Genomic DNA, 26669 nt, shown 5'->3' on the forward strand with positions numbered 1-26669 from the left:
CTGGGGGCGTGGGGGCGTGAGCGGCTCCTCACGCCCCGTCAATTTGCCCCGCTCTCACCCGACACGCGGCACTTGGCTTTCCCCAATGTCACCAAAACACCCACGGAGGTGAGTAAGGTAACCGCATGACCGTCCCATACGCCCCGGACGACCGGGAAAAGGTAGTAGCAAAACTCCCCGCCTCGCTGCGCCAGGAACTCAAAGTCAGAGCCGCCGAGTTGGGCGTCGACATCAAGGACGCCGTCACCGAGGGCGTCCAGGCGTGGCGCTCGGACACCTCCGAGCAGCCCCTGGTCGACACCACCGGCGGCAGCTCCTTCTCGACGTACCTTCCCGCCGGGTTGTACGGGGAGTTCAAGGACGACTGCAAGCAGCGCGGCCTCCCCTTCAACCAGGGCCTCGCGCAGGCGATCCGGCTCTGGCTCGGCGCCCACCCCTCCCCCCGCAGGGCCGCCCGCCGCAGCGGCGCCCGCCGCATCATCTTCGGCAACCAGAAGGGCGGCGTCGGCAAGACCGCCACGTCCTCCGGGGTCGCCCAGGCCCTCGCCGAGGCCGGAAACCGGGTCCTGCTCATTGACTTCGACCCGCAGGGCCACCTCACCAAGCAGCTCGGCTACCAGCTCTTCGACATCGAGGAGCCGAGCTTGGCCAAGCACATGCTCGGCGAGGCCAAGGGAGAACTGCGCGAACTCCTCGTCTCAATAGAGGAGAACGGCTTCGCGGGCCGGCTGTTCCTGATGCCCGCGTGCAAGGACGCGTTCCTGCTCGACGCGAAGCTGGCGACCAGCCGCTTCGTCCGGGTCAAGGAGACGGCCCTGGAGAAGGCGATGGAGCCGCTGGAGAAGGACTTCGACTACATCGTGGTCGACTGCCCGCCGAGCCTCGGCTACTCCATGGACACCGCGCTCTACTACTGCCGCACCCGTGAGGAGGACGAGCCGGAGACCTCCGGCGTCTTCGTGCCGGTCCTCGCCGAGGACTCCTCCGCCGACGCGTACGACATGCTCTACGACCAGATCCAGGACCTGACGGCGGACATGGAGGTCGAGATCACCATGCTCGGCTTCATCGTCAACATGTACGACAGCCGCAAGGGCTACATCGCCACCTCCTCGCTGGACAGCTGGAAGGCGATCGGCGACCCGCCGGTCATCGGCATCATGCCCGAGCGCAAGGAACAGCGTGAGGCGGTCCGCCTCAAGCAGCCGCTGCTCACCTACGCCCCGGACTGCGAGCAGTCCGAGATCATGCGCACCATCGCACGGAGGATCACCTCATGAGCGTCGCCGACCGGCTCGGAACCGGCTCCTCCTTCGGCGGCGTACCGCGCGGCCGAAGCGCCCGAGGACGGGCCAAGGCCCTCGTCCAGGGCGACGTACCGGCCTACGAGCTCTCCCGCATCCGCCTCGAAGAAGTCGCCCCGACCCCCCTCAACCCCCGTCGCAACTTCGGCTCGGACGAGGAACTCACCCGCTTCGGCGAGGAACTCCGCAACACCCAGCTCGCCGCCTGCGTAGCCATCTCGCGCGCCGCCTACCTCAAGGTGTGGCCGCAGCACGAAGCACAGATCGGCAACGCCCAGTACGTCCTCATCAACGGCGAGCGGCGCTACCGCAGTGCCTCCCACGTCGGCCTGGAGTCCCTGGACTTCGTCGTACGGGACGATCTCGCGGCCTCCCGCGAGGCGTTCATAGACCATCTGCTGAAGGAGAACCTGGAGCGGGAGGACTTCGACGTCGTCGAGCGCGCCAGAGGCGTGCAGCAGCTGGTGCTGGTGTGCAGCGAGGAGTCCGCGACCGGTGCACGGGCACGGGCGGCCAAACGCCTCGGCCGCGACCGTTCCTGGGTCACCAACCAGCTCTCCCTCCTCGAACTCCCCGAAGGCCTCCAGCTGATGCTCAGCGCGGGCACGCTCGCCGAGCGGGACGGACGGATGCTGGCCCGCCGGCTCAAGGACCAGCCGGGCCTGGACACCGTGGAACTCCTGGAATACCTCAAGGAGCAGCGGGAGCGGGAAGCCCGGACCCGCGAAGAGACCAAGGCACTCGCCCAGCAGGCAAAGCAGAAGCTGGCCGAGGAAGTACCGCAGCAGCACAACGCCGAACCGGCAGCGCCCGAAGAAGCCCACGAGGACACGGGTTCGTTGTCCGCGGACAACAACACGGCGCCTGGAACGGGTGCTGCTGCTGCCCCTGACCTGAGCAGCACCCCGGGCAACAGCCAGGACAGCGACCCGGAACAGCCGCAGCCCACCCCCCAAGTGCCGCAAGCCGCAGCACCCGCACCGGTACGGGAAACACCCCCGGCGCCGCGAGCCGCAGAGCCCGAACCAGCACCGGCCCCGGCGCCTGCCGCAGCTCCCCCGGCCGCTGCTCCGGCCGAAACCCCCGCGCCCTCCCCCGCCCCGGCACCCTCGCGTATCCCTGCGGTCTCACCCGTCGCAACCACCGTGCCGGGGCTGGTCGCCGCCGAGGAACAGCCGGACGACGAAGAGGAGTTGTTGTCCGCGGACAACAACTCGGGTGTACGCACTACCCATGACATCGCCCGTGGGCTCGTACACCAACTCGGCGCCACCCCCAAAGACCAGGCCCGCGCCCTCGCAGCCGGCCTGAACCACGACGAACTGGTCGCGCTGATCGCGGAATTGCGCACCCACATGTAAGCGAGGGCAACGAGGAGCACACCCCGCACAGCGGACCCGCTCCCGCCGCCGACCCCGAAGGGGCGCACCCCGGCAACCGCCGTAGGTGCGCCCCTTCGGCGTTCCCACAACCACCGGATACTTGCCCGATGAATACACAGACCGCGGCGACCCACGAACACCCCACCACCCTCGTTCTGCCACCCCGGCTCACCGCCTCCGCCCAAACCATGCGCGCCACCGCACAGGCGCGAGGCCTGGTGACAGTGCAACTTCCCACCTTCGACATCCCCGCCGAGTTGCGAGCCGGCCATCTTCATGCTGGGCCCGATTTCGCGGACCGAGTAGCCCCACCCCTGGGCATCGGACTCCTGCAAGCACCCGAGGACTGGCTGGCCCGACTCCCCCACACCTGGACCGGCCGTCACATCGCGGCCATGCCGATCCGCGAAGCCTACGAACTCCGCAGACCCGCCTTCATCAAGTCACCCAACGACAAACAGATCCGCGCCATGGTCTACAGCGACGGATCCCGCCTCCCGGGCCCGGACGAAGTCGACGCGGAAACGACGGTGGTCTTGGTCAGCGACGTGGTGGAGTTCTCCGCCGAATACCGGCTGTACCTGCTCGACGGAACGGTCCACACCGGCAGCCGGTACGCAGAACACGGCAGGCTGAGCCTCGGCCCGCTGAGCGCGGAAGCCACGTCCTTCGGGACGGACCTGCTGGCGGAGTGCGGGCAGGCACTGCCCTCGGCGATCGTGGTGGACGTGGGGAAGATCGACGGCCGCTGGGCGGTGATCGAGGCCAACGCCGCCTGGGCCAGCGGCATGTACACCTCCGACCCGCAACGAGCCCTGGACGTCCTCCTCCGAGCCGCCGCACCCGCCCACACCTGCACCGCCAGGGACCGCCCCTTCCTCCGCTCCCCTGGCACGCAGGTGCACGGACAACCCATGGACCCCTCCCACGGCCGCACGTAGATTCACCGCCATGGAACGAGGTCAGTTGTTGGGATCAGGGCGCAGCGCAGAGGTGTTCGCGCTCGACGGGGCATGGGTGCTGAGACGCCTGCACAGCGAAGGCGACGCAACCCACGAAGCAACCGTGATGGGGCACCTCTCGGCCCACGGTTACCCGGTACCTGCGATCAAGTCGGTCGACGCATCAGCAGGACTGGTGATGCAGCGGCTGTACGGAAAGACGATGCTGCGAGCCTGGGCGGACGGCGAGATCTCGGTACCGGACGCGGCAGCGACACTCGCGAAGCTCCTGCACCAACTGCACGCCGTGCCCGCCCGGTCCGCCGCCCACCCGGAAGACCGCATCCTGCACCTCGACCTCCACCCGGACAACGTGATGCTCACGCCCCACGGACCGATGGTGATCGACTGGTGCACAACGGCGGAGGGCCCGCCCGGACTGGACTGGGCCATGTCGGCCCTCCTCCTCGCCGAAGCGGCGACCGACCCGGCACACGCGGAAACAGGAGTCGCGGCAGGAGCCCGGTCAATGCTGACCGAACTGCTAGGGCACCTCCACAACGCCCGGGAACTCGTTGCCGAACAGCCCAACCTCCTCGCCCGCGCCACAGCGAGACGCGCAGCCGACCCCCACCTCTCCCCCGCAGAACGCGCCCGCCTCCAGGACGCGGCAGCCCTCGTGAACACCCTGGCGAGCTGAAAACCAGCCCAATGTGTTGTCCGCGGACAACGTGCGAGGTGTTGTCCGCGGACAACACTCAGAGGACAGCGCCCCCACCATCACCCGCTCTCCCTGAGTAACCCGGCGCATCTGGGGCCACGGATCTGTTGTCCGCGGACAACACCAGCACGACAAGGCATCCAGCCCTCGCCCACTGTGCCGGCCGCTTCACTGCCACCTCGCGCAGGAAATCTGTTGTCCGCGGACAGCACCAAGAGATGCCCGCTGGGCGTCCGGCCGCCTGGCGAGGAAGGCAGAGGGCGGAGAACCTGCGTGGATTTGTTGTCCGCGGACAACAACTTCGCGTGTACGGGGTGGCGGCGTCAGGCCGACATCGGGGCGGGTGCAGATCGGCCGAAGCGTTGTCCGCGGACAACACGGGGGAGCAACACGGGGGAGTCGGAGCGGTTCCGGCGCCTGGTGGGTAGTGCCCGCTGAGGGGTCAGAATTCGCTGAGGCCGGTCAGCTCGCTGGAGAGCTCCCAGAGACGAGCCGCTGACGCGGGGTCGGTGGCCCAGGGCTTGACGCCGCCTAGGAGCATGTCGTCAGTGGTGGCCGGCTCGGCGATGTCGCAGTCCTGGCAGTAGGCGCCGCCGTGTTCATCGAGGAGCGGCGAGGTGGCCGCCCAGAGAGTTGTTGCCGCGCCCTGCTGGGAAGTCTTGAACCCGGCGGCGGGACGGCCGTCATCGGTGACCCAGCCGTGAGCCTGCCACTCCTCGCGCGGGATGTGGCGCTGCAGAGGGGTGAGGATGCTGCCGGGGTGGACGGCGAAGGCACGTACGTTGCTGTCCGCGCCGAGCAGGTCGAGATGCCGGGCGAAGAGTGCGTTGGCGGTCTTCGACTGGGCGTAGGCCAACCACCTGTCGTAGCCGGTACGGAAGTGGAGGTCGTCCCACCGGATATCGGAGAGGAAGTGTCCGGAGGAGGCCACCGATACGACACGGGCACCTGCTTCGGCCAGAGCCGGGCGGAGCCGGTGAATGAGCGCGAAGTGGCCGAGGTGGTTGAGAGCGAAGTGAGCCTCCCAGCCGGAGGGGCCCACGCGTGTTTCCGGGCAGGCCATGATGCCCGCGTTGTTGATGACCAGATCGAGGGTGCGGCCCGAATCCAGGAAGTCCTCGGCGAATGCTCGGACGCTCTCCAGGTCCGCCAGGTCGAGAGGGCGAACCTCGGTCCGGGGGACACTGAGGAGTGCGGCCTCGGCGGTCTCGGGTCGGCGTGCCGGAACCACGACGCGGGCCCCGGCGTTGGAGAGCGCGCGTGTGGTTTCCAGACCGAGCCCCGAGTATCCGCCGGTGACCAGAGCGGTCCTGCCCGTCAGATCGATTCCGGAGAGAACCTCGTCGGCCGTGCTGAGCGCTCCGAATCCGGAGCCGATCTTCTGTTGCCGGGAGAGCCCGGTCTGTTTGTTGATCATGCGAATGACGTTAAAACCTAGAGTGCAAGCGAGGTCAAGCTATTGTCACCTTCATGATCAAAGATGCGAAGGCGGCGAACGACGGCGGGTGGCCGATCGGCAAGGTCGCCGAGATGACGGGTCTGGGTATCCACGCTCTCCGGTTCTTCGAGCGTGAAGGCCTGCTCCTGCGGGAGATCCCGCGCTCAGGCGGTGGCCAACGTATTTACGAGCAGGCGGATGTCGACTGGCTCATCCTGTGCTGTCGTCTCCGGGAATCAGGCATGCCGATCGCGACCATCCAACGGTTCGCCGAACTCGTCCGCTCAGGTCCGGGCAATGAACCCGACCGCCTCGCTCTGCTTCAGGAGCATGAGCGGAACGTGCTCGCCAAGATCGCGGATCTGACGGCGAACCTTGAGGTCATCCAGAACAAGGTGGCCGTCTACGCGCAGCACGTACGTGAAGGGACGGCCGCTGGAGTCTGGGCACCGACGTCCAGCCAGTGAGGAATGTGTTGTCCGCGGACAACACATGCGGAGCGCGCGGTGCTGGCCCGGTGCGGCTCGGAGGTTCGGTTCGGGGCCTTGAGCCGAGCGCTGAGCGACGATTCGTTGTCCGCGGACAACACCAGAGGTCCGGACTGCCCGGACAGCAGCTTGGGGAATGTCGGCGGAAGTGTTGTCCGCGGACAACACCGAAGAGCCCGTCAGAGAGGTCCGGGGCCCGCAGGGAACCGGGGTGGAGTGCTGGATCTGTTGTCCGCGGACAACAGATCCGACTCTCTTGGGCGATAGAGCGCGCACTCAGCGGGCGTCGGAGGGGGCGAGATGCTTGATCTTCTCGAAGGGGTAGCCGCCGACCACGACCACGACGAAGCCGTATGCGGCAAAGGCCAGCAGGCCCCAGGTGGAGATGTCTGCTGTGCCGTCGCTCGCGATGATCATGCCGAGGGGAGCCAGCGGGGCGAGGCTGAGGATCGCTGCTCCGGTGCACCAGTGGGCGATCAGGGTGTTGGCCTGTCGCCGGAGTTCAGGGTCTGTGCGGACCTGGGCGGGAACCGAGTAGCCGATGTTGCGGTCGCACGCCTGGCCTCGGCGGCCCACCCGGGCGGCGAGAGTGCTGACGACTGCGGACACGGTGAAACAGGCGAAGAGGAGGAGGTAGGCCATGGGCGGTTCTTTCGTGGGCCGGTGTTGTCCGCGGACAACACATCAGGGGGACGGTGAGGGCGCGGAGTAACCGGCGTCGGGCAGGATGAGCTGTCGTGACGGGCATAACGGAGGGGTCGGGCAGGGGACGAGCCGCGCTGGAGGAGGTGCTTCAGCGGGCCGGCCTGGAGGTGGTGGGGGAGTGGCGGACGGAGAACGTGGTGCCGCCTTGGGTTGCTTGGCGGCCCATGGCTGCGGCTTCGACCGAGCCTACGGTGGCCGTGCCGGAGAGCCGCCCCGACCAGGTCGAGGAGCTCAACGCGCAGTGGTACCGGCTAGCTGTGGAGCACGGGATCCTTGGCGAAGGGGGAGCGGGCGTCTTCCTCATCAATGTGCCGGGGAGTTGGAACGGGCCGGGGGCGGGGGAGTGGACCCGGGTGCGTCTCGCTTCGGCGGGGTGGGATCTCGCCGGTGTGCTGGGGGAGCGGGCCGGACGGCCGGAGTTCGTCACGCTGTCTCTGGACGGCGAGGTGCTGTTGGGGGCCACGGCCGAGGAGTACGAGACCTGGCTCGTCCTCGTTGACGGGATCCCCGCCCGTCAGGAGGCGGCCGCGGTGGCCGCGGCCAAGGAGAGCCCGGAGGAACAGGAGGCTGCGTGGGAAGCCTTGTTCCGGGGGCCGAAGCCCATCCAGCGGCTACGCGATGCGTGGGCGCGAGGATTGGCGTTCAACAGCGCAGTTCCCGTGCATGTGTTGACCGAACTTACCGGGCTCACCACCCATCACTTCTGGCGCCCGCTGCCGGCACCGGTTGTCGATGCGATGCTCGCCCACCCCGACCGTAAGGTGCGGTACGCCTTCGCGGAGGTTCAGCCGAACATCACCGCCGAGCACTGGGAGCGTCTGATCCTCGGTGAAGGCGTGACAGCACAGGAGCGGTGGATCAGCACCTTTATCGCGGCCGATCGGGGCATGGCACTGACCGAGGCAGCGTACGAGAGTCTCTGCGCCGATCCCGACGACAAGGTCAGGGCGGAGGCGGTGCGACTGCGTGGGCTGCCCGGAAGCCTCTTGGCCGTGCTGTGCGGCGATCCCGTGCCTGGAGTGCGTGCGCAAGCCTGTCGGCGGGCCTGGTCCGATCTCACGGAGCCAGAGCGACGGAAGTTGCTTGCCGATGCTGCCGCTGAGCCGCGCAGGCAGGCGCTCCTGATGCATCACCGGGAGCATCCGTTGTCGCGCGTCGTGTTCGATGCGCAGGATCTGGGTGTGACTGCTGTGGAGACGTGCCGTCTGGAGGGTGACTTCGCCGCGCAGCTCGCGACGCATCAGGATCCTGAGCTGCGGCGCGCTCTGGCGCGCAATCCGTATCTCTCCGCGGACCTGGTTGGACTGCTGGCCGTCGACGCGGACGCCGAGGTGAGAGGGGAGGTGGCGGTCAGGCCGGGGCTGACAGAGGAGCAGCGAGCGGCCGTCCGTATCGAGTTCGATCCGGGTATCCAACGTCATGCGCTGGAGTGGGTGACCGCCCTGCACGACGACGTGGATGCCATGCGCAGGCTGGCAGGGTCCTCGCATCCGCTGATTCGGCGAAGTGTGGCGCGAGCCCGTCACTTGCCGCCTGACGTCGTGTCACTTCTGGCGCGGGACGAGGACCGGGTTGTGCAGCTCTTCCTCGCCGAGTCCTGTGAGGATGCGCCCGCCGACATGCTGCTGTCGGTGTGGCAGTGGTGGACGGGCAGCCTGAGCTTCCCGGACCGGCCGCGCGCCCACCCGAAATTTCCCCGGCATCGCCTCCTGCGGTACGCGGACGACCCGAATCCACGGATGCGCCAACTCGCTCTGGATGACCCGAAGTCGACCCCGGAGCTGGTGGACCGGTTCAGCAGGGACCCCGACAGGGAGGTGCGGTGCCGGGCGGCGTCCGATCCGCGGCTCACGGTGGTTGCGGCGGTCCGACTGCTCGAAGATCCGGAGGAGTCCGTACGCTTCGCGGCGGTCGGCCATCCTCGGCTGCCCGCGCGGGTGTTGGTGCGATTGCTGCGGGACGCGGCGCATGCCCAGCGGGCTGCGCGCAATCCCGGGCTGCCAGTTGAGGTGATGCGCCGGATGGTGCGGCGCATGGTGGAACGCTGAGGCTTGGGTAGCGACGCTTGAGCAGCGGTGCCGGGGCGGACAAGGGGGGTGGGACTGGGGGAGTCTGTTGTCCGTGGACAACACGTCGCGGGCGTCGGGGGAGTGGTGGGGCATCGGGTCGGCGGTGATGTCAGTGGGGTGTGTCAGGCTCCCTTCCCATGACTTCGGAACCCCGTGCTGTCGACAGCGCCGCCGCCTTCGCGGAACTCTTCACCCTGACCGGCACTGATGCTGTGCCCGTCGACTGGGAAACCGTTGAGTCCTGGCTCGGGCTGCGGCTGCCCGGTGACTACAAGGCGATTGCCTCCGCGTACGGGCCGCTGGACATCGGGTCGCACCTCTGGCTGCACATACCGTGTGCGGGGGAGAGCCGGTTCGAGTACGCGTCCTGGGTGAAGCAGGAGCAGGAAAGAGCGCCGGACGGCTGGTTGCCCTGGGGTGAGACGCGTACCAGCGATGTTCTCTACTGGGACACGACGGTCTCCGAAGATCCCGATGCCTGGCCCGTTGTCGGACGCGACCAGGACGTGGCGAACCAGGGTGGCGACCCCTGGCAGCGCACCACCCAGCAGCTTCTGCCGTTCCTGGCCGGCCTCGTGAGCCAGGGCATGCCTGCCACGGCCAGCCGCACCGCGTTCCTCACCGACCTGGTTCCGGGGCCCTGGCAGCCCCCGCCGCCCCGGCCGGAGCCCACCCCGCAGCAGCGGGCAGCACTTACCGAGGGCAGCGGACTTGCCGCACTGACCGCTCTCGTTCCGCCTCCGGCGAGGCCGGAGCTGGGGGAGGAGAGCTGGGAGTGGTTGTACGAACGGCTCGGGACGCGTCTTCCCACGGAGTACGTGGAGCTGATGCAGCGGTACGGCGGTGGGTGCTGGGCGGGCTGGCTCAACCTCGACACCCCGCTGACCTCGGACCGGCTGGGGTTGGCCGAGCACATCGGCTGGGCGTGCGACGCCTACCGTTCGCTGCGGGACGGCCACCCGGAGTACCACCCCCTGGCCGCGTGGCCGGAGCCGGGCGGGATCCTGCCGTTCGGCAGCACCCTCGACGGCGACTCCCTGTGCTGGCTGACCGAGGGCGAGAACCCCGACGACTGGCCGCTGATCGTCTACCCCCGCCACGCGGACCAGGGGCCGCCACTGCCGCTGCCCCTGGCCGACACCCTGCTCGAATGGCTTCGGGGCCGCTTCGCCCACGAGGGCCTGCCCAGCCTCGGCAAGGTCAAGGACCCCTTCGATTGGGCACGGTTCGAATCCTGGGTCGATGAAGAAGGCGATGTGGGCGAGGCTTAGCCGGTGGTGGTGCGGCCATCGGCCACCGGCCGTACGGGGGGGGGAGGGGTTGGTCAGGGGAGTGGGATGACTGTGCGGAACTTGCCGCCGGGGGCCTGTTGCGGGGGCTCTGGGGCACGTTCCAGGGTGAGGTGGCCGAGTTTGTTGTCCGCGGACAACAACTCCAACTCCCGTTGTACGGCCTGCCAGACCGTGTCCGGGTCGGCGCCCTCGGACACGCGCAGCCGTACGCGCAGAGCGGTGGGGGCGGTCTGCTCGATCTGGAAGAGTTCCACTCCGGGCGTGCGGTCGAACAGGGTACTGAGGGCGAGCGGGCTCAGCCGAACCTCGTCGCCGGTCTCGGTGGGGAACGTCAGGATGTCGCCCGCGCGTCCCTGCACGCGGATCGCGGGGAGTGTGCTGCCGCAGGGGCAGGGGTAGGGCCGTTGGAGCACGCTGTCGCCGAGGTCGTACCGGAGGAAGGGCTGTACGCGGTTGGCGAGGTTGGTGACGAGGACACTGTGCGAGTACTCGCCCGGTGGGGTCGGCCGGAGGTCCGCGTCGACCGGTTCCACCACCGCCCAGTCGCTGTTCACGTGGTACCAGCCCTCGGCGCAGCTGTAGCTCAGGTAGGTGCACTCGGTGGCGCCGTACACCGTGCGGACGGTGGTGCCGAAGGCGGCGGCGATGCGGTCGGTGTCCGCCGTCGTCATCGTCTCGCCGGCGGGCTGGATCAGGGTCGGTTCGATGTGGAGTCGGCCGGCCTCGCGTTCGGCGGTGAGCAGCATGACGGTGCTGGTGTAGCCGATGACGACCGACGGGCGGAACGCGTTGAGCTGGGCGACCAGTTCCGGCATCGGGGTGTGTACGGAGAAGGCCCGCAGGATCTTGCTTCGCCAGCCGCCCTGGCGCATCGCGCGGCGGTAGCCGGAGTAGCCCGCGTAGTGGCCTTCGGTGGCGACCAGTTGCGCGAACCGGCCGCCGTGGGCGACGGTCCGCAGGATGCCGGTGGGCCCCAGCCAGGTGGCGAGCGCCTGGGAGGTGTGTGCGGCGCCGACGTCCATGTACCGGTCGTCGAGCACGAACAGGCCGCGTCGGCCGCTGGTTCCGGAGGTGGTGGCCACCATGTACTTGCCGAGGAAGGGCTGGCCGATCATGTCCGGGTCGTCGACGAAGGCGTGGATCCGGTCGTATGTGACGTCGCGGTCGGTCGCCCAGTCGTCGAAGCGGGCCATCAGCTGGGTCTTGTCGGTGGCCGGGAGCAGGGTCACGTCGTCGACCCGCCGGGGGAGATGGCGGTAGAGCTCGCGGTAGTACGGGGAGTGGGTGCGGGCTCGGGCCACGGCATCGGCTAACCGGGCGCGCTGCCGGGCGGCGAGGCCGTCGGGGCCTTCCTTGCGGGCCTGTCGGATGTCGCGCCCCAGCCAGGGCATGGGGGAGGAGTGTTCCTGAGGCATGGCGGTTCGGGGCTCCTTCGTGGGGGTGGGGGAGAGGAGGTGTGCCGGGGAGGGCCGGATTGGGGTGCGGCCGGGCGTGTGGCGGGTTGAGCTGTGGCCCTCGGGCATGCCCGGAGGTTGCGGAGGAGGTGTGGGCAGGTCGGGCTAGGGGGCGTGGGTCAGGCCGGTCAGTTGCAGGATGGCGAGGAAGTGGGCCCTGATGTCGGCCGCGCTCGTGGTGTCGGGGTGGCTGGCCAGGTGTTGCAGTGCGGCGCCGCTGAGTACCTGTTGGAGGAGCGCGGGGTCGGTTCCGGGGGGCAGCTGGCCGGAGGCGCGGGCTCGTTCGAGGGTGCTGTGGACCGCGCGGCCTCGGTGGCTGCCGTGGGCGCGGTCGTACGCGTGCAGCAGTTCGGGGAGGTCGTCGACCGTTCCGTACAGTCGGCGGATCAGTCGTCGGGTTCGGGGGCGGCTGAGGTGGTCCGCCCAGTCGGTGACCATGGCGTCGACGTCCGGCCAGTCGAACGAGGGTGAGGCGGTGTCCCGGAACTCCCACTCGACCGCGCGCACCAGAAGCTCCGTCAGATTCGGAAAGCGGCGGTACACGGTTGCCCGGGTGACTTCGGCTCGGCGTGCGATCTGCTCGATGCTCGTCGAGCCGATACCGCGCTCGATGAGGAGATCGAGGGCCGAGCCGAGAATCGCTTCGTCGGCTTCGCGGCTGCGGGGGCGGCCGGGGGCGCGAGCGCCGTGATCGGTTGTCATGGGTAAATACGATACAGCTCTGTACTGTATTCAATCCAGAGGGGGGAAGGGGAGAGGGTTTGCGGGGGAGGAAGGGGGTGAATCGGCTATTTTTCGCGAGTGGAGCTAAAAATCGGCCTCCATAAAGCCCCTTCTGGCGGCCAAACTCCGAGGTCCCGGTGTGATGGGGTCCCGGGTGGGGCGGGAGGCCCTCAGGCGGCCTCCTGTGGGTTTTCGGGGTCTCTGGCGGGGCTTGTTGGGCCGCTTCTGGCCGTCCATGCGCGTGTGTGCGCTGGGGTGGCGTCGAAGTGATGTCGGGGTGGTGTCGATGTGGTGCCACGATGCGTCAGGTGGTGCCGTGTGGTGCCAGGTGAGGGCGAGGAGGAGGGGGGAGGGGTTGGGTGTCTGCGTTTGCCGTGCGCGGGTGACGGTTGGCTTCGGTCGTCCGGAATCCGTAATCCGTAATCCGGAATGTCGCCTCGGGTCCGGGCGGGTTGGTGGCCCGGCTGGTGCCCACATTGAGTGTCAGGGGAGGGGGCTTGGCTTGCTCGTGGAGTTGGGGGCTGTCCGGTCGCGTGGGCGGTTCCCGCCGCGAACGGTGGCTGCGGGTGTGTCCTGGTGGCGAGGTGGGTGTTTTGGAATTCCTTGTGTGTTCGGTCACTTGGTGAGTCGACAGAGACGCGGCAAGGCGATTTCGAGCCAGGCTGTGGGTCTCGTGTCGGTCCCCGTGCCGGTCCTCGTGCGGGTCCCTCGTGCACGTGAGGGGGCGGTTAGGGTCGGCGGATGATGCGCTTGAAAGTTGAGATATCCGTCCCGGAAAGCCATGCGGAAGCCGTGATCGAGGCATTGCACGCGGCGGGCGCCGGGCGGGTGGGGGAGTATGCGCGCTGCTCCAGTGTCTGGAAAGTGACCGGGAGTTGGCAGCCGCTGGACGGCTCGCAGCCGTACGACGGTGAGGTGGGCGTCGTACAGCGTGCCGAGGAATGCCGGATCGAGTCCGTCTGTGACGCGGAGCAGGCCGAGGCCGTACGGAAAGCGGTACGCGACGCCCATCCGTACGAGGAGGCGGTCATTCACTTCCTGCCGCTGTACGAGCCGTAGGGCCGAGTGGGGCCAGTGGGGGGTGCTCCAGGCGCTTGTGAGGGAGGTGGCGTGGGGGAGCGGTGTGGTCAGTCGTTCAGGAGGGGGAACAGGCGGGTGATGGCGGCCACGGCGACCGTGTCCGCCGGGCGTGCCGTCGGGTCCTGTTCCCGGTCGCGGTAACCGGCCAGCACGGTGCGGATCGACGCGGCGACCTCCGTCAGCTCCGCCGGCGTCAGATGCAGTACGGCGCTGAAGGACTCGTCCTTCTGCCACGCGGCCGGGGCGCGGTCCCGGTGGGCCAGCCACTGCTGGTAGCTCTCGTCCTCCAGGCCACGGGCGAGCGTGTTGAACTCCGTCGGCGACCCGCCGTCGTCCGTCGGCCCGGCTTCCGACTCCCAGCGCAGCTGCCACGGCCTGGCCCTGCCCCCCTCGTGCGGGGCCTCCTCGATGAAACCGTGGCGGGCCAGTTGGCGCAGATGGAACGAGCAGAGGCCGGAGCTGTACCCGAGGCGTCCGGCGGCCTGGGTGGACGTCACCGTGCCGACCTCGGCGAGCAGGTCCAGAAGGGCGAGGCGTACGGGGTGGTCCGGGAGGGTCGACTGCCCTGCGCCGGAGCGGAGTTGGGGCGGAACTGGTGATTTGGGTGATTCTGTGGCCCGTACCGGCTGCCGGGGTGGAGTCTTCTTGGCATTCCCTCGCTCGCTCATTTGCAAAGAGTGCTACTTTGCAAAGCACTTGGTCAAGCTCGCTGCGGGTGGCTGAGGGCTCGTACCCCTGGCCTCAAGGTCTCCGGTCTCAAGGGCTCAAGGGCTCAAGGGCACGGAGGTTCCGGGGGCCAAGGGCTCAAGGCTTCGGGGGTGCAGGTTCCAGGACGCGGTTTCCGGGTTCTGGGCTCTTCGGTGCTCGGGCCCACTCCTGGCGGGATGCGTGGAAGGCATCGGTATCTCATGGCAGTTCGGTTCGATGACAGCGGTTCGCACGGGGACGGTTCGCGGGACCGCCGGGTGCGTGTGCTCGGGAAGCCCGTCGACTCCTTTCCCGTACTCGCGCCCGAGGTCGAGCGGGGAGCGGTCCGCCGCATCACCGTTGTGGGGGAGGACGTCCTGCGGCGGCGGTGCCGGGAGGTCACCCGATTCGGTACACCGGAGCTGTCGAAGTTGATCGACGACATGTTCGCCACGAACCAGGTGGCCGAGGGCGCGGGGCTGGCGGCCAACCAGGTCGATGTGGACCTCCAGCTGTTCGTCTGGGACATGACCGACGACTGGGGCGTCCGCCATGTCGGGCACATCGCCAACCCCGTTCTCGACGAGGTGCCGGCCGAGGACCGGGTGCTGATCGAGGAGTCGGAGGGGTGTCTGTCCGTGCCGGGCCCCTACCGGGTGGTGCCACGGCTCGACCGTGCGGTCGTACGGGGCCAGGACAAGGACGGCAATCCGCTGGTGATCGAGGGGCGCGGCTACTTCGCCCGGTGCCTCCAGCACGAGACGGACCACCTGCGCGGGCAGCTCTACCTGGACCGGCTCGCGCAGCGGGAACGGAAGACCGCGCTGAGGGAGATGGCGGAGGCCAAGGAGGCGATGTTCGCCAAACGGGCCGCCCGCGCGGAGAAGCTCGGCAAGTGACACCGCCGCCGTACGGCATCGACCGCTGGGCATGGTGCGCAACCCGCAGTTCGGTACGGAGTTGACGCGCTCCCGGCATCCTCCGCCGATACGGCTCCCGGCGTCGACCGCCGACACGGCTCCCCGCGTCGACCGCCGACACGGCTCCCCGCGTCCTCCACCGGTACGCCCCCGGCCGCCCGTCCCGCCCTCCGGCCGGAAATGGCCGGGCGGCGTCCGCCGCACCGGGCCTACGATGCGGCGCATGACGATCACGTACGAGTGGCGTGGCGATTTCGAGAACGAGGCCGTCAACGCCCTTCACTCGGAAGCCTTCGACCACGCCCCGCTGCCCATCGACTGGTGGGTACAGGTGAACCGGCACAGCCTCGGCTGGGTCTGCGCCCGGGTGGCCAGCAGGCTCGTGGGGTTCGTGAACGTGGCCTGGGACGGGGGCGTGCACGCCTTCGTCCTCGACACGATGGTCGTCGAGGACATGCGCAAGGCCGGTGTCGGAACGGAGTTGGTGGCGGTCGCGGCGCGCCACGCCCGCGCGGCGCACTGCGAATGGCTCCACGTCGACTTCGACGACCACCTGCGCCCCTTCTACTTCGACGCCTGCGGCTTCGAGCCCACGGATGCGGGGCTCATCGCCCTCCGCTGAACCCTCCCCCCGCTGTCCGAGGCGATCGTGACGACCGGGTCCGCGTCCGCGACCGCACTCCGAGCACGACCGCGGGGCCGCCCCCGACCCATGTCGGCGACGGCCCCGCTCACTCGGGCCAATAGGACCACTGGGACTGCTGGGACTACTGGGGCCACTCAGGCTTCTCAAGCCACCTGAGCCACCCGGGCTGCTCAAGCAACCCGAGCCACTCCAGCCCCCCCCGGAGCCCCCCGAGCCCCCCAAGCCATCAGCCCCTGCGGAACCGCAGCGTCCGCAGTTCGAACGGGCGCAGGCCCACGGTCACGCCGCCGGCCACCGGCTCCGGCTCCGCACCCTCCAGCGGGCGCTCCAGCAGGTCCGTGGCGACCACGTCCACCACCGGGAAGCCCGGGGTGAGGACGGTGTTCGCCCGGCCGCCGTTGGCCTCGTGGAAGCGGACCACCACGTCGCCGCTGCCGTCGTCGGCCAGCTTCAGCGCGGTCACCACGACCGCGTCGTCGTCGACGGTGACCAGCGGCGCGACCTCGCCCGCACCGGCCAGCACGCGCTCGGGCAGGTTCACCCGGTAGCCCTCGCGGACCGCGTCGCCGATCGTGGCGCCCGGCACCAGCGAGTGCCGGAAGCGGTGCACGCCCTGGTCGGTCTCCGGGTCGGGGAAGCGCGGGGCGCGCAGCAGCGAGGCCCGCAGGGTCGTCGTCGTACCGCCGTCGGCGTTCTCGTCGTCCTTGCCGTCCCGTACCGCGCGGGTCACGTCGTGGCCGTACGTCGAGTCGGTGACCAGGGCCACGCCCCAGCCCGGCTCCTCCAGGTGCACGAAGCGGTGGTTGCAGGCCTCGAACTTGGCGGCCTCCCACGAGGTGTTGGTGTGGGTGGCCCGGTAGAAGTGCCCGAACTGGGTCTCCGACGCGTACCGCTCGGCGTGCACGTCCAGCGGGAAGGAGAGCTTCAGGAACTTCTCCGTCTCGTGCCAGTCCACCTCGGTGTCGATGTCGAGGCGGCGCGAGCCCGGACGCAGGCTCAGTACCTGGGTCGCCTTCGAGTCGCCGAAGGAGCGCACGATCCGTACCGCGGCGGCGCCGTCGCCGGACGGCTGCGGGGCCGGAGCGACCTCGTCCGCGTCCGTCAGGTCGGTGACGGTGTTGCGGTAGAAGGCGTCGACGTCCCAGGCGTCCCACATGTTGGGGAAGTCCGGGTGGATCTGGAGCAGGTTCGCCGGGGCGCCGGGGGCCAGTGCCTCGCGTCCGTTGACCAGGTCGTACGCGGAGACGACCAGGCCGCGCGGGTCGACGACGACGCGCAGCAGCCCGTTGTCGAGGACCAGGTTGCCGTCGTCGGAGCGCGTCAGGTGCGCGCCGTCGCCGCGTACCGCGGTCGAGGCGCCGCCGGCCGCGACGCCGTCGCGGGTGTGCGGGGCGGAGTTGAAGACCAGCGGGGTGCTGCCCTCGCCCGCCAGCGCGGCCTGCGCCGCGTCGATGATCGCGTCGAGCTCACCGGCGATCCTGCGGTACGTGGCCTCGGCCTCGCGGTGCACCCAGGCGATGGACGAGCCGGGCAGGATGTCGTGGAACTGGTGGAGTAGGACCGTCTTCCAGATCCGGTCGAGGTCCTCGTACGGGTAGGGGAAGCCGGCCCGCACGGCGGCGGTGGCGGCCCACAGTTCGGCCTCGCGCAGGAGGTGTTCGCTGCGCCGGTTGCCCTGCTTGGTGCCGGCCTGGCTGGTCAGCGTCGCGCGGTGCAGTTCCAGGTACAGCTCGCCCACCCACACGGGCGGCTTGGGGTACTCGGCCTGTGCCTTCTCGAAGAAGTCGGCGGGGGTGCCCCACTCGACCTTCGCGGAGCCCTCCAGGTCCCGCAGCCGGGCCGCCTTGGCGATCATCTCGCGGGTGGTGCCGCCGCCGCCGTCGCCCCAGCCGGTCGGGGCGAGGGACTGCGAGGCGACGCCCTTGTCCTTGAAGTTCTTCGCCGCGTGGGCGATCTCGCTGCCCTTCATCGAGCAGTTGTAGGTGTCGACGGGCGGGAAGTGGGTGAAGATCCGGGTGCCGTCGATGCCCTCCCACTGGAAGGTGTGGTGCGGGAACTTGTTCACCTGCGACCAGGAGATCTTCTGCGTGAGGAGCCACTTGGCGCCCGACGCCTTGATGATCTGCGGCAGTCCGGCCGCGAAGCCGAAGGTGTCCGGCAGCCAGGCCTCGTCGTTCTCGACGCCGAAGTTCTCCATGAAGAAGCGCTTGCCGTGCACGAACTGACGGGCCATCGCCTCGGAGCCCGGCATGTTGGTGTCGGCCTCGACCCACATGCCGCCGGTCGGTACGAAGCGGCCGTCCTCGACGGCGGCGACGACCTTCTTCCACACCTCGGGGCGGTGCTCCTTGATCCACGCCCACTGCTGGGCCTGCGACATCGCGAAGACGAAGTCGGGCTCGTCCTCCAGCAGTGCCGTCATGTTGGACGTCGTACGGGCGACCTTGCGGACCGTCTCGCGCAGCGGCCACAGCCAGGCGGAGTCGATGTGGGCGTGGCCGACGGCGGTGATGCGGTGGGCGGACGGCTCGGCGGGCGTCGAGAGCACGTCCTCCAGGCAGGCGCGGGCGGCGGCGGCGCTGCCGCCCACGTCCTGGAGGTCGACGGCGTCCAGCGCCCGGTCCACGGCGCGCAGGATGTCGTAGCGGCGGGCGGACTCGACGGGCAGCTCCGCCATCAGCTCGCCCAGCACCTCCAGGTCCACGACCAGCTGCCAGACCGTCTCGTCGAAGACGGCGAGGTCCATCCGCTCCAGCTTGTAGAGGGGGTTGGAGTGCGAGGTCTCGATGTCGCCGAGCTGGGTGGGGAGGAAGGGGTGGTAGTCCAGGAGTACGGGGTTGGAGGCGCCCTCGATGCGCAGCTCGACCTTCTCGCCGCCCTCCACGGGGGCGCCGACGCGCACCCACTGGTTGCGCGGGTTGAGGCCCTTCACCGGGGTGCCGTCGGGGCGGTAGACCAGGCCCTCGCACTGGAAGCCGGGCATGTTCTCGTCGAAGCCGAGGTCGAGGACGGCCTCGACGTGGCGGCCGGCCCACTCCTGGGGCACGGTGCCGGTCACGGTGAACCAGCTGGTGCCCCACGGCTTGCCCCACATGTCGCCCACGGCGACCGGCTTCGGCTCGGCGGCCAGGCCCTCCTCGACGGGCACCGGCTCGCCCGGCGCGTCCCACACGGCGACGTCGAGGGGCACCGACACGGGGTATACGGCAGGACGGATGCGTTCGTCGAGTACGCGCTTGAGCCTGGCCTCGACGAGTCCGCGGTCGTCGTGCATGGGGAGGTCTCCTTCGGTGCGGTGGTGCTGGTGTGACGAGAATGAGGGCAGGGAGGTGAGCGGGGCGTGAGGCGTACCGGTGCCCCGCGGGGGTGTGTCAGGCGACCTGTTCGACGGTGAGTACGTCGGTGATGCCCCGCGCCGCCAGGTGCTCGGTGTCGGTGGCCCGTTCGGCGAGGACCGCGGTGGGGCGGGCGCCCTCGGCGGTGAGCCGGAAGAACGCCTCGTAGAAGGCGCCGCCCGGGGCGCACACCGACCGGGCGGGTGTGGTGAGGGTGTCGCCCGCGTCGACCACCAAGGCGGTGGTGCGCGGGGCGGGGGCGAAGGTGCGGGACCCGTCGGCGTACTCGGCGGCGACCCGGGCCAGTACCTGCGCGGTGTCCTTGGGCTTGCGGTCGTTGGTGAGCAGTCCGAGCCCGTACTCCAGCTCGGGGAAGTCGGCCAGGGAGCGCGAGACGTCGTGCGAGCACCACCAGGTGACGCCCCACAGGTTCGGGCAGTCCAGTGCGGCCCGCAGCGTCGCCTCGGTGAACTGGGCGGCGTGCTCCGGCGGCACCAGCGGGGCGGGGGCGCCCACCTCCTGGAGCCAGACCGGGCGGTGCGGGTCGCGGGCCCACGCCTGGGACAGCTCGACGAGGTACGCGGCGTGGTGCTCGCTGGGCACCGAGGCCCGGCCGTGCAGCTGGGCGGTGCCGTTGAACACCCAGGAGTGCACCGCCGTCATCGCCCCGTGCCGGGCGGCGTGGTCGGGGGTGAAGGGCATGTCGTCCTGGTACCAGGTGGCGTCGTACTCGGCGTGCAGGTGGGGGCGGCCGGGGGCGCCCTCCTCGCAGGCGGCGAGCATCGTCGTCAGCCAGGCGTCGATCTGCTCGGGGGTGGCCCGGTCCGGGTCGGGGTGCGGGTCGGCGGAGAACTGGTTGACCTCGTTGCCGACGGTCATGCCGATGAAGTTGGGCCGGTCGGACAGGGCCTGGGCGAGCGTCCTGAGGTACTCGGCCTGGCCGGAGACGACGTCCGGGTCGGTGAACAGGTTGCGGCGGTGCCAGGTGCGGGTCCAGGCCGGCAGGAAGTCGAAGCTGGACAGGTGGCCCTGGAGGCCGTCGACGTTGACGTCGAGGCCCAGTTCGGCGGCGGCGTCGGCCATGTCGAGCAGCTGCTCCACGGCCCGGGGCCGGATCAGGGAGCGGTTGGGCTGGAAGTACGGCCAGAGCGGGAAGACCCGTACGTGGTCCAGGCCGAGCGTGGCTATCGACTCCAGGTCGGCGCGGACGGCGCTCGGGTCGTAGTCGAGCCAGTGGTGGAACCAGCCCTGGCTGGGGGTGTAGTTGACGCCGAAGCGGGGTGCGCGGGGTGCGGGAGGGGCAGCCATGGGGGGCTCCAGAAATCGGTGCGGGGCGGGGGCGGGGAGGGCGAGGGGGCAGGGCGGTCAGCCCTTGACCGCGCCTTCGCCGACGCCCTTGAAGAAGAAGCGCTGCAGACAGGCGAACATCACGATCAGCGGTGCGACGGCGATGATGGTGCCGGCCGCGACCACCCGCTGGTTGTTGGCGAAGGTGCCGTGCAGGAAGTTCAGTCCCACGGTGAGCGTGAAGTTCTCGGAGTCCGAGAGCACGATGAGCGGCCACAGGAAGTCGTCCCAGGCGCCCATGAAGGAGAAGATCGCGACGACCGCGAGGGTGCCCTTGACGGCGGGCAGTGCCACCTTGGTGAAGCGCTGCCACACGTTGGCGCCGTCGACGATGGCGGCTTCCTCGATCTCGTACGGGATGCCGCTGAAGGCGTTGCGCATCAGCAGGACGTTCATCGCGCCGATGCAGCCGGGCAGCACCACGGCGACGAGGGTGTCGTTCAGGTCGAGGCTGCGCATGGTCGCGAACTGGGCGATCATGATCGCTTCCATCGGGACCAGCAGTGCCGCCACGAACACCAGGGAGGCGACCGCGCGCCCCTTGAAGCGGAGCCGGGCCAGGGCGTAACCGGCCATGGCGGCGCCGACGATGTTCGTCAGGACGTTGGTGACGGCCACCTTCAGGGAGTTCAGGATGTAGTCCCAGACCGGGATGATGTCCGCGACGCCCTTGTAGTTGTCGAGGGTCGGGTGCTGGGGCAGCAGCTGCGGCGGCGAGGTGAAGATGTCCTCGGTGGCGCCCTTGAGGGAGGTGGAGAGCTGCCAGAGGAACGGGCCGATCATCACCAGCAGGACCAGGGTCAGCGCCAGGTAGCGCACCACGAGTCCCCAGGTGGAACCGGTCCGGCGGCGCGGCTTGCGGCGCGGGGCCTTGGGGGGAGCGGGAGCTGCCGGGACGCCCGCGGATTGGGTCGTGGTGCTCATCAGTCCTTGTCCTTCCGGTCGGCCCGCAGCACGAAGAGCATCAGGATCAGCGTCAGTACGAACAGCGTGATCGAGATCGCCGAGGCGTATCCGGTACGTCCCTGGAGCCCGGTGCCGACCCGCTGGATCAGCATCACGAGCGTGGTGTCCTGGCCGCCGGGACCACCGGTGGGACCGGCGATCATGAAGACCTCGGAGAAGACCTTGAAGGCGGAGACCGAGGAGAGCGCGCCCACCAGCACCATGGTCGAGCGGACCGCGGGCACCGTGATGGAGAAGAAGCGGCGGATCGCGCCGGCCCCGTCCACCTCGGCGGCCTCGTGCAGCTCGCGCGGCACGTTGGTCAGCGCGGCCAAGTAAATGATCATGTAGTAGCCGAGGCCCTTCCAGACCGTCAGCAGCATCGAGCTCAGCAGCAGCAGCCACTGGTTGGAGAGGAACGGCACCGGGTCGATGCCCAGCATCTGCAGGACGCCGTTGACGAACCCGCGGTCGTCCAGCATCCACACCCACATCAGGGCGACGACCACCACCGACGCCACCACGGGGGTGTAGTACGCGGAGCGGAAGAACGCGATGCCCGGCACGTGCTTCTGCACCAGGAGCGCGAGCAGCAGGGGCAGGAAGACCAGCAGGGGGACGACCACGACGACGTACAGCGCGCTGTTGCGCAGCGCCACCCAGAACTGTTCGTCGCTGAACAGCGCCTGGAAGTTCTCCAGCCCGACGAACTTGCCCTCGGTGAGGGTGCGGGCGTCGGTGAGGGACTTCCAGACCGTGGCGAAGAACGGGTAGAGGTTGAACGCCAGGGTGATCAGCAGGCCCGGGGCCAGGAACAGCCAGGGGCTGAGCGGCCGGTGGGTGCGCCGCCCCCGCCCGCCGTCGTGCCCGGAGGCACGGCGGCGGGCGGGCGAGCCACCGGTCGCGGAGGCGGCCGGGGCCGCGGGTGCGGCCTGTGCCGCACCGGCCGCGGGTGCGGCCGATGCTGCGGGGGCCGCTTCGGAGGACGTGCTCACGGGGGGCTGACCTCCTGTCAGTTCTGCTCGAGGAGCTTGTCCATCTGCTCCACGGCGCTGTCGAGCGCGGCCTTCGGGGAGGCCTTGCCCTGGAAGCACTTGGCGATCTCGTTGCGCAGGATCGTCTTCATCTCATCGCTGAACAGCACCGGCGTGTAGTTCACCGCGGTCGGCAGCATCTTGGCCGAGGCGACGCGGATCTTGCCCTCCTCGGTGCCGTCCTCCTTCGTCCAGTACTCCTTGTCCAGCGAGCCCTTGGTGGAGGGGAAGACCGCGACCTTCTTGCCGAAGGCCTCCTGGTTCTTCTCGTTGGTGAGGAAGTGGGCGAAGGCCACGGCGGTGGCCGCGTTCTTGCTCTGCGAGTTCACCGACAGACCCTGGAGGTACATGTTCTGCTTGCCGGTGTTGGTGGGCACCTCGGTGATGCCGATGTTGTCGTACAGCGACGGGGCGTTCTTCTTGAAGTTGTCCAGGTCGTGGGCGCTGCCCGGGTTCATGGCGATTTCCTGCTGGAGGAACTTCTGGCCCGTGGAGTCGTCCTTGAGCGTCAGCGTCTGCTTGTGCAGGCCGCCGTCGTCGTACAACTTCTTGTACTTGGTGAGGAGTTCGACGCCCTTCTCGCTGTTGAGCGTGAACTTCTTCCCCTCCTTGTCCATCGCCTCGACGCCGTAGCGGCCGAAGTCCTCGATGGTCGGCGGCTGTCCGAGGGTGGCCTCACCCTTCTTGGCGAGCTGTTCCGCCGTGCTGAACAGCTCGTCGAAGGTCTTCGGCGCCTTTTCCGCGTCGACCCCGGCCTTCTTGAACATCGTCTTGTTGTAGAACAGCGGGCCGCTGTTGAGGTACCAGGGGAAGGAGTAGGTGCCGTCCATGCCGGGCATCTCGAAGCCCTTCCAAGCACCTTCCAGGTACTCGGGCTTGAACTTCGAGGCCGTCTTGTCCTTGTCCAGATTCAGCAGCAGTCCCGCCTTGGCGAGCGGGAACGCGAGGTCCGGCGACACGTTCATGACGTCCGGCAGCGAGCCGGCCGAGGCGTCGGCACTCAGCTTGTCGGGGTAGCCGTCGGCGGGCTGGTCGACCCACTTGACACTGGTTCCGGGGTGCTGCTTCTCGAAGTCCTTGATGACTCCTTCGAAGTAGTCCTTGAAGTTCGCCCGGAGATTCCAGGTCTGGAACTTGATGCTGCCCTCGATCTTGCCGTCGGTGGCCGAGGCCTTGTCGGAACCTCCACCACCGCAAGCGGTGACAACGGAAAGACAGAGGACTGTGCCGAGGCCGACAGCTGTCCGGATCGCGACGCTGCGACGAATGGACATAGGAACTTACTCCTTGCCTGGGTTCTTGCCTGGTGCGAAGAGCTCGGCGTCAGCCTGTAGTTCAATTCCCTTTACGTCAACGCTAGATAAACGACTAAAAATCGTAAAGCCGCAGGTCAGGCCAACTAAAAAGGACTAAATTCTCTAAAGTTCGGGTCGTGGGACAGCTGTGGAGCTGCATAGGAGGAGGAATATGGGAGGCGATACTGTGGCGCGTAGGAGCTACCCGAAGGGATTTCTGCGGACATGGGTGTGCCCAGGGCAATGGAGCCCTCACACATAGCGAGCGGCCGGGCCCGTACGTCGTACGGGCCGCGGCATGCGGGGGCGCGGCAGGGGTGTGCCGCACGGCAGGGGGTGCCGGATGAAGGGGCGCGGTAACCCGTGGGGCACCGGCGCGGAGAGCCCGCCGCCGCGGGTGCCGACGCTCAAGGAGGTCGCCCGTGAGGCCGGGGTGTCCACGAGCGCGGTGTCCTTCGCCCTGAACAACCGGCCCGGGGTGTCCGACGCGACCCGCCGCAGGGTGATCGCCGTCGCCGACCGGCTCGGCCGGCGCACCGGCCCCGGCAGCGGCGGCGGCCCCGGCGACGAACGCTCCCGGGCGATCGGCATGGTGCTGGCCCGCCCGGCCGGCAGCCTCGGCGTCGAGGCCTTCTTCCTCCAGGTCGTCTCCGGCATCCAGGCCGGCCTCGCCCCGCACGACCACGCCCTCGTCTTCCAGATGGTCGACGACATCGAGGCCGAGTGCGACCTCTACCGGCGCTGGTGGGCCGAGGGCCGGGTGGACGGCGTGATCGTGGTCGACCCCCGGGTCAGCGACCCGCGGCCCGAGGTGCTCGCCGCGCTCCGGATGCCCGCCGTGGTCGTCGGGGCGATGGAGGCACCGGGCACCGCCCGCCCCGGAAACGGTCCCGTCCCCACCACCACCTACGGCCGCCGCGCCCGGCTCTCCAACCTCTGGGCGGACGACGCCGGCGCGATGGAACTGATCATTCAGCACCTGTACGACCTCGGTCACCGCCGCATCGCGCACATGGCGGGTCCCCCCGGGCTCGCCCACACCGCCCGCCGGATCGCCGCCCTGCGCTCCACCGCCCGGCGCCTGGGCCTCGACCACACGGTCTCGGTGACCACCGACTTCAGCGACCACCAGGGCGTGCGGGCGGCCCGTCGGCTCCTCTCGGGCCCGATGTGCCCCACCGCTCTGATCTGCCACAACGAGGTGATGGCGGTGGCGGCGGCGGGCGTCGCCACCGAGCGCGGACTGCGCATCCCGCAGGACGTGTCCATCGTGTCCTGGGAGGACTCGGCGATCTGCCGCACCTTCCACCCCCGGATCACCGCACTGTCCCGCGAGCCGGGCGCGTTCGGGCACCGGGCGGCCACCGAGGTGCTGAGCCTGCTGGCCGGTTCCGAACCGCGCTGCCTCCAGGACCCGCTGCCCCGGCTGGAACCGCGAGAGAGCGTGGGACCGCCGCCGTCGCCGGAGATGCCGGCCCAGCGAACGGCCTCCTGACCGGAGCCCCCGCCGAGCCCGGCCCGTACGCCCCGAGGCGCGGATGTACGGGACCGGGACCGCCGGCCCGTACGGCCGCGCACCACGGGCCGGTCGGTCCGTACCCACGTACCCGGCCTCGGCCCGTGCGTACGTACCCGCCGCCCCGGCCCGTGTGTACGAGTCCCGGCCCCGCGCACGAGCTTCCGCCCGGCCCACGAGAACCGCCCACGAGATCCGCCCACGAGAACCGCTCACGAGATCCGCCCCCAAGCATCCGATCCGCCCACGAGACGAGCGAGCGCCAAACCCATGACTCTTCCTCTTCCGCTCCCGCACAGCCCCTCCCCGGCCGACTCCGCAGACGCCCTGGCACTCGACGCGCTGGCGCCCGACGCCCTCGTCGCGGCCATCGACATCGGCGGCACCAAGATCGCCGGAGCGCTCGTCGACTCCTCCGGCGCGCTGCTGGTCCGCACCCAGCTCCCGACCCCCGCCACCGAGGGAGCCGACGCCCTGATGGCCCAGGTGCACCTGGTGCTCGACGACCTGCGCGCCCACCCGGGCTGGAGCAGGGCGGTCGGCGTCGGCATCGGCTGCGCGGGCCCGGTCAACACCGTCAAGGGCACCGTCAGCCCGGTCAACATCCCCGGCTGGCGCGACTTCCCGCTGGCCGACCGGGTGCGCGACGCCGTCGACGGTCTGCCCGTACGACTCATCGGCGACGGCCCCGCCATCGCCGCCGCGGAATTCTGGTGCGGCGCCGCACGCGGCCGTACCAACGCCCTGTGCATGGTGGTCTCCACCGGCGTCGGCGGCGGACTGCTCCTGGAGGGCAAGCTCTTCACCGGGCTCTCCGGAAACGCGGGCCACATCGGTCACATGAGCGTGGACCTGGAGGGCGAGGAGTGCCCCTGCGGTTCCCGGGGCTGCGTCGAGCGCATCGCCAGCGGTCCGAGCATCGTCCGCTACGCCGTCGCCCACGGCTGGACCCCGCCGACCGGTGTGCCCGCCACCGCCCAGGCGGTGGCCGAGGCGGCGCGGGCGGGTGAGCAGGTGCCGCTGGCGGCCTTCGACCGGGCCGCCCGCGCGGTGGCGGCCTCGGTGGCGGCCACCGCCGCGCTGGTCGAGCTGGAGACGGTGGTGATCGGCGGCGGCGTCGCCAGGGCGGGCGACCTGCTCTTCGACCGCGTACGCCGGGAACTCCAGCGGTACGCGACGCTCTCCTTCACCCGTGACGTACGGGTGGAGCCCGCCGAGTCGGGCACCGACGCGGGCCTGGTGGGAGCCGCGGCGGTCGCCTTCGGCGCGGCACTCTGACGGAGGGGCGGAGGCGCGGCGCTCCGACGGAGGGGTAACGGCAGGCCGCATCCCCGCACCTCTGCACTC

Annotated in this window: 22 protein-coding genes; 12 read left to right on the forward strand and 10 right to left on the reverse strand. The window is 69.6% G+C overall.

Annotated elements, in window-relative coordinates; genetic code table 11:
* Positions 1-125 precede the first annotated feature (125 nt).
* From ACFYVL_RS03175 to ACFYVL_RS03190, 4 genes are all read left to right on the forward strand, one after another.
* The gene (locus ACFYVL_RS03175) at positions 126-1280 is read left to right on the forward strand and encodes a ParA family protein (RefSeq protein ID WP_389241029.1); all 1155 of its coding nucleotides are present in this window, start codon (positions 126-128) and stop codon (positions 1278-1280) included.
* Entirely contained in the window at positions 1277-2665 is a 1389-nt protein-coding gene (locus tag ACFYVL_RS03180; protein WP_389241030.1) for a ParB/RepB/Spo0J family partition protein, read from the forward strand. Before ACFYVL_RS03175 ends, ACFYVL_RS03180 begins: the two co-directional genes overlap by 4 nt.
* A gap of 128 nt (positions 2666-2793) precedes the next feature.
* On the forward strand, positions 2794-3627 hold the full coding sequence (locus ACFYVL_RS03185; RefSeq protein WP_389241031.1) for an ATP-grasp domain-containing protein: 834 nt from the start codon (positions 2794-2796) through the stop codon (positions 3625-3627).
* A 10-nt stretch (positions 3628-3637) separates the two neighbouring features.
* Entirely contained in the window at positions 3638-4327 is a 690-nt protein-coding gene (locus ACFYVL_RS03190; protein WP_389241032.1) for a phosphotransferase, read from the forward strand.
* A 463-nt stretch (positions 4328-4790) separates the two neighbouring features.
* Here the strand turns inward: ACFYVL_RS03190 and ACFYVL_RS03195 are convergent, their stop codons facing one another.
* A complete protein-coding gene (locus ACFYVL_RS03195) occupies positions 4791-5765 on the reverse strand; it encodes an SDR family NAD(P)-dependent oxidoreductase (protein WP_389241033.1) in 975 nt (324 codons plus the stop codon).
* 53 nt (positions 5766-5818) lie between these two features.
* Here ACFYVL_RS03195 and ACFYVL_RS03200 point away from each other — a divergent pair, with 53 nt between their 5' ends.
* Entirely contained in the window at positions 5819-6253 is a 435-nt protein-coding gene (locus tag ACFYVL_RS03200; protein ID WP_389241034.1) for a MerR family transcriptional regulator, read from the forward strand.
* Positions 6254-6550: 297 nt separating this feature from the next.
* On the opposite strand, the gene ACFYVL_RS03205 is transcribed toward ACFYVL_RS03200, so the two are convergent.
* On the reverse strand, positions 6551-6916 hold the full coding sequence (locus ACFYVL_RS03205) for a hypothetical protein (RefSeq protein WP_389241035.1): 366 nt from the start codon (positions 6914-6916) through the stop codon (positions 6551-6553).
* A 95-nt stretch (positions 6917-7011) separates the two neighbouring features.
* On the opposite strand from ACFYVL_RS03205, the gene ACFYVL_RS03210 reads away from it, so the two are divergent.
* A complete protein-coding gene (locus ACFYVL_RS03210) occupies positions 7012-9027 on the forward strand; it encodes a HEAT repeat domain-containing protein (protein WP_389241036.1) in 2016 nt (671 codons plus the stop codon).
* A 158-nt stretch (positions 9028-9185) separates the two neighbouring features.
* Positions 9186-10319: an SMI1/KNR4 family protein gene (locus tag ACFYVL_RS03215; protein ID WP_389241037.1), complete on the forward strand. Its 1134-nt coding sequence runs from the start codon at positions 9186-9188 to the stop codon at positions 10317-10319.
* A 53-nt stretch (positions 10320-10372) separates the two neighbouring features.
* Here ACFYVL_RS03215 and ACFYVL_RS03220 read toward each other — a convergent pair whose 3' ends face one another.
* Both ACFYVL_RS03220 and ACFYVL_RS03225 read right to left on the reverse strand, forming a co-directional pair.
* A complete protein-coding gene (locus ACFYVL_RS03220; RefSeq protein WP_389241038.1) occupies positions 10373-11755 on the reverse strand; it encodes a phenylacetate--CoA ligase family protein in 1383 nt (460 codons plus the stop codon).
* Positions 11756-11899: 144 nt separating this feature from the next.
* Positions 11900-12496: a TetR/AcrR family transcriptional regulator gene (locus ACFYVL_RS03225; RefSeq protein WP_389241039.1), complete on the reverse strand. Its 597-nt coding sequence runs from the start codon at positions 12494-12496 to the stop codon at positions 11900-11902.
* Positions 12497-13381: 885 nt separating this feature from the next.
* On the opposite strand from ACFYVL_RS03225, the gene ACFYVL_RS03230 reads away from it, so the two are divergent.
* Positions 13382-13576, forward strand: a complete 195-nt coding sequence (locus ACFYVL_RS03230) for a hypothetical protein (protein ID WP_389241040.1) — start codon at positions 13382-13384, stop codon at positions 13574-13576.
* Positions 13577-13644: 68 nt separating this feature from the next.
* On the opposite strand, the gene ACFYVL_RS03235 is transcribed toward ACFYVL_RS03230, so the two are convergent.
* Positions 13645-14265, reverse strand: a complete 621-nt coding sequence (locus tag ACFYVL_RS03235) for a winged helix-turn-helix domain-containing protein (protein ID WP_389241041.1) — start codon at positions 14263-14265, stop codon at positions 13645-13647.
* 240 nt (positions 14266-14505) lie between these two features.
* Between ACFYVL_RS03235 and def the strand changes: the two genes are divergently transcribed.
* Positions 14506-15183 carry a peptide deformylase gene (gene def, locus ACFYVL_RS03240; RefSeq protein ID WP_389241042.1) on the forward strand — a complete coding sequence of 226 codons (678 nt, stop codon included), beginning with the start codon at positions 14506-14508 and terminating at the stop codon, positions 15181-15183.
* Between the two features lie 244 nt (positions 15184-15427).
* A complete protein-coding gene (locus ACFYVL_RS03245) occupies positions 15428-15826 on the forward strand; it encodes a GNAT family N-acetyltransferase (RefSeq protein ID WP_389241043.1) in 399 nt (132 codons plus the stop codon).
* 250 nt (positions 15827-16076) lie between these two features.
* Here the strand turns inward: ACFYVL_RS03245 and ACFYVL_RS03250 are convergent, their stop codons facing one another.
* From ACFYVL_RS03250 to ACFYVL_RS03270, 5 genes are all read right to left on the reverse strand, one after another.
* A complete protein-coding gene (locus ACFYVL_RS03250) occupies positions 16077-19124 on the reverse strand; it encodes an alpha-mannosidase (RefSeq protein ID WP_389241044.1) in 3048 nt (1015 codons plus the stop codon).
* Between the two features lie 97 nt (positions 19125-19221).
* Positions 19222-20493 (reverse strand): glycosyl hydrolase, encoded by a 1272-nt coding sequence (locus ACFYVL_RS03255; protein WP_389241045.1) that lies wholly within the window; start codon positions 20491-20493, stop codon positions 19222-19224.
* Positions 20494-20550: 57 nt separating this feature from the next.
* Entirely contained in the window at positions 20551-21456 is a 906-nt protein-coding gene (locus ACFYVL_RS03260) for a carbohydrate ABC transporter permease (protein ID WP_389241046.1), read from the reverse strand.
* Positions 21456-22472, reverse strand: a complete 1017-nt coding sequence (locus ACFYVL_RS03265) for a carbohydrate ABC transporter permease (RefSeq protein ID WP_389241047.1) — start codon at positions 22470-22472, stop codon at positions 21456-21458. Before ACFYVL_RS03265 ends, ACFYVL_RS03260 begins: the two co-directional genes overlap by 1 nt.
* Before the next feature lie 17 nt (positions 22473-22489).
* Complete coding sequence (locus ACFYVL_RS03270; protein WP_389241048.1) at positions 22490-23785, reverse strand: ABC transporter substrate-binding protein; 1296 nt, start codon at positions 23783-23785, stop codon at positions 22490-22492.
* Between the two features lie 364 nt (positions 23786-24149).
* On the opposite strand from ACFYVL_RS03270, the gene ACFYVL_RS03275 reads away from it, so the two are divergent.
* On the forward strand, positions 24150-25301 hold the full coding sequence (locus ACFYVL_RS03275; protein WP_389241049.1) for a LacI family DNA-binding transcriptional regulator: 1152 nt from the start codon (positions 24150-24152) through the stop codon (positions 25299-25301).
* Positions 25302-25592: 291 nt separating this feature from the next.
* The gene (locus tag ACFYVL_RS03280) at positions 25593-26600 is read left to right on the forward strand and encodes an ROK family protein (protein WP_389241050.1); all 1008 of its coding nucleotides are present in this window, start codon (positions 25593-25595) and stop codon (positions 26598-26600) included.
* Positions 26601-26669: the final 69 nt, after the last annotated feature.

The organism is Streptomyces sp. NPDC004111, assembly GCF_042874215.1.
Classification (GTDB): Bacteria; Actinomycetota; Actinomycetes; order Streptomycetales; family Streptomycetaceae; genus Streptomyces.

Bases quoted from the DNA above. Each gene is read 5' to 3' on its own strand.
- ACFYVL_RS03175 (WP_389241029.1), top strand. From the start codon at position 126: ATGACCGTCCCATACGCCCCGGACGACCGGGAAAAGGTAGTAGCAAAA.
- ACFYVL_RS03180 (WP_389241030.1), top strand. From the start codon at position 1,277: ATGAGCGTCGCCGACCGGCTCGGAACCGGCTCCTCCTTCGGCGGCGTA.
- ACFYVL_RS03185 (WP_389241031.1), top strand. From the start codon at position 2,794: ATGAATACACAGACCGCGGCGACCCACGAACACCCCACCACCCTCGTT.
- ACFYVL_RS03190 (WP_389241032.1), top strand. From the start codon at position 3,638: ATGGAACGAGGTCAGTTGTTGGGATCAGGGCGCAGCGCAGAGGTGTTC.
- ACFYVL_RS03195 (WP_389241033.1), bottom strand. From the start codon at position 5,765: ATGATCAACAAACAGACCGGGCTCTCCCGGCAACAGAAGATCGGCTCC.
- ACFYVL_RS03200 (WP_389241034.1), top strand. From the start codon at position 5,819: ATGATCAAAGATGCGAAGGCGGCGAACGACGGCGGGTGGCCGATCGGC.
- ACFYVL_RS03205 (WP_389241035.1), bottom strand. From the start codon at position 6,916: ATGGCCTACCTCCTCCTCTTCGCCTGTTTCACCGTGTCCGCAGTCGTC.
- ACFYVL_RS03215 (WP_389241037.1), top strand. From the start codon at position 9,186: ATGACTTCGGAACCCCGTGCTGTCGACAGCGCCGCCGCCTTCGCGGAA.
- ACFYVL_RS03220 (WP_389241038.1), bottom strand. From the start codon at position 11,755: ATGCCTCAGGAACACTCCTCCCCCATGCCCTGGCTGGGGCGCGACATC.
- ACFYVL_RS03225 (WP_389241039.1), bottom strand. From the start codon at position 12,496: ATGACAACCGATCACGGCGCTCGCGCCCCCGGCCGCCCCCGCAGCCGC.
- ACFYVL_RS03235 (WP_389241041.1), bottom strand. From the start codon at position 14,265: ATGAGCGAGCGAGGGAATGCCAAGAAGACTCCACCCCGGCAGCCGGTA.
- def (WP_389241042.1), top strand. From the start codon at position 14,506: ATGGCAGTTCGGTTCGATGACAGCGGTTCGCACGGGGACGGTTCGCGG.
- ACFYVL_RS03245 (WP_389241043.1), top strand. From the start codon at position 15,428: ATGACGATCACGTACGAGTGGCGTGGCGATTTCGAGAACGAGGCCGTC.
- ACFYVL_RS03250 (WP_389241044.1), bottom strand. From the start codon at position 19,124: ATGCACGACGACCGCGGACTCGTCGAGGCCAGGCTCAAGCGCGTACTC.
- ACFYVL_RS03255 (WP_389241045.1), bottom strand. From the start codon at position 20,493: ATGGCTGCCCCTCCCGCACCCCGCGCACCCCGCTTCGGCGTCAACTAC.
- ACFYVL_RS03260 (WP_389241046.1), bottom strand. From the start codon at position 21,456: ATGAGCACCACGACCCAATCCGCGGGCGTCCCGGCAGCTCCCGCTCCC.
- ACFYVL_RS03270 (WP_389241048.1), bottom strand. From the start codon at position 23,785: ATGTCCATTCGTCGCAGCGTCGCGATCCGGACAGCTGTCGGCCTCGGC.
- ACFYVL_RS03275 (WP_389241049.1), top strand. From the start codon at position 24,150: ATGAAGGGGCGCGGTAACCCGTGGGGCACCGGCGCGGAGAGCCCGCCG.
- ACFYVL_RS03280 (WP_389241050.1), top strand. From the start codon at position 25,593: ATGACTCTTCCTCTTCCGCTCCCGCACAGCCCCTCCCCGGCCGACTCC.